The 2,092-nt window shown below is 68.1% G+C and carries 3 protein-coding genes; all 3 read right to left on the reverse strand.

Going from position 1 to position 2,092, the window contains the following annotated elements; genetic code table 11:
* On the reverse strand, positions 1 to 197 hold a 197-nt coding region (locus V6M48_RS06790; RefSeq protein WP_332811777.1), incomplete at its 3' end, for a hypothetical protein.
* Positions 194 to 1,624, reverse strand: a complete 1,431-nt coding sequence (locus V6M48_RS06795) for a sugar ABC transporter ATP-binding protein (protein WP_332811778.1) — start codon at positions 1,622 to 1,624, stop codon at positions 194 to 196. The genes V6M48_RS06795 and V6M48_RS06790, both read right to left, overlap by 4 nt.
* A 59-nt stretch (positions 1,625 to 1,683) precedes the next feature.
* A partial coding sequence (locus V6M48_RS06800) for a substrate-binding domain-containing protein (RefSeq protein ID WP_332811779.1) occupies positions 1,684 to 2,092 on the reverse strand: 409 nt, incomplete at its 5' end.

The following is a 2,092-nucleotide window of genomic DNA, read 5'->3' on the forward strand; positions in this document are numbered from 1 at the left end:
ACCGACAGGTCGAACTCCGAGATCGTCATCACCAGCGTCGCCGCCGTCGCGACGATCGCCAGCGTCGCCATCTGCTGCACGAGGTTGAACACATTGGCCGGCGAGGCGAACGCCGCCGGCGCCGCGATCGAAAAGCCGATGCACAGCAGCACGAACGCGATCAGCGTGCCGAAACGATTGAGATTGGTGCGGGTCACGCCGCCTCCCGAGACTGCGCGGCCGCCGACAGCGCCTCGGCGCTCGCTTCCGCGCGGGTGAAAATCCTGACGATGCCACCCTGCCGGAACACCGCGATGCGGTCGCCCAGCTCCAGCGCCTCGTCACGGTCCGAGGTCGAAACCAGTACCGCGTTGCCGTCAGCCGCGATCGCCCGGATGATGTCCTTGATCGTCGCCTTCGCCATCACGTCGACGCCCTCGGTCGGCTCGTCGAGAAGCATCACCCGCGAGTGCCGGTTGGCCCAGCGCGAGAAGATCAGCTTCTGCTGGTTGCCGCCCGACAGCGTCCGCGCCAGCTGCTTCGGGTCGCGGTAGCTGAGCGACACGCGTTCCGCTGCGACAAGGAAATCATCGCGCTCAGCCTTGGCGTTCGGCACCGGCAGCCCACGCATGCGGCGATAGCCGGATAGCAGTGGCAGCGTCTTGTTGAATATGAGGTCCTCGGCAAGAAACAACCCGCTGCGATGCCGGTCCGCAGGCACGCAGGAGACGCCTCGCGCAATGGCCTGCCGCGGCGAGCGCGGCGCATAGTCCTCGCCTTCGAGCCGCATCGCGCCGGCCCACGGGATCGCCCCCCAGATCGCATTGAGCAGGCTCGACCGCCCGGACCCCGCCAGCCCGTACAGCGCCATCACCTCGCCCGCATGCACATCGAGCTGCGCCGGCCGCGTGAGGTCGCCGCCGGTCACCCCATCGATCTCGATGATCTTCGGTGCGCTCGTATCCGTCGCCCGCGTCGAGCGCTCCGAGGCGCTGCCGCCCATCGCCGCAATCATCGCCTCGGGCTTCACCTCCCCCGCGCCGAACCGTGCCACGATCCGCCCATCGCGGATCACCACCGCGCTGCCGCAGAAATCGGCGATCTCATCCAGCCGGTGGCTGACGAGGATGATCGACGTCCCCCGCTCCCGCGTCCGCCGCAACACTTCGTAGAACCGCTCGGCGTCCTCCGCCGGCAATGCCGCCGTCGGCTCATCAAGGATCAGCAGCCGCCCCTTGTCGGCAATGGCGCGCAACAGCCGCACGAACTGCCGTTCCGCCGGCGGCAGGAACATCGTGGGCATATCGAGGTCGAGCTCTGGCGCGATGTCCGCCGCCACTTCGGCAATCGCCGCCCGCATCGCCTTGCGGTCGATCCGCCCGAACCGCCGCGGATAGGCCCGCCCGAGATAGCAGTTCTCGACCGTATCGAACCCCGGCACCAGCGGCGCATCCTGGTGGATCACCCGGATGCCCGCCGCATAGGCATCATGGGCCGAATGGAAGTGGACGACCTGCCCGTCAATGCGGATTTCACCCTTATCCGGCCGGTCGGCACCCGCAATGATCTTGATCAGCGTCGATTTGCCGGCGCCGTTCGGCCCGACGAGCCCAAGCACCTCGCCCTCGGAGAGGGCGAGGCTCACATCCTCGAGCGCATGCGTCGCGCCGAAGCGCCGGCTGATCCCGGAAAGGTCCAGCAACGTCAGGGACAGGTGACGCCGAGGCTCTCGCGGGTGATCAGTTCCACCGGCGCGTAGAGTTCGTCCGCACTCGCGGGTCCGCCGGCAAGGATCGTGTTGAGCTCGGTGGCCGCGATGCCGGCCATCTCGCCAAAGCCCTGGCGGACGGTGCCGACATAGGCCGTGCAGCCCTTGATCAGCTCGATCGCCTGCGGGTTGCCGTCGATGCCGGCAATGATGATGCCCTTGCGGCCCGCCGCCTCGATCGCGAGGTTGGCCCCGATCCCAGGCTCGTCCCACGCCGCCCACACGCCATTGATCGCGCCATCGCCGGGGTTGGCCAGCAGCAGCGCATCCATCGCGGCGCGGCTGTCATCGACCTGGCCCGGCACCTGCACATAGTGCTCGCCGACCTGCTTGATCTCGGCATTG

The sequence above is a fragment of the Sphingomonas sp. genome, from assembly GCF_036677245.1.
Taxonomy (GTDB): Bacteria; Pseudomonadota; Alphaproteobacteria; order Sphingomonadales; family Sphingomonadaceae; genus Allosphingosinicella.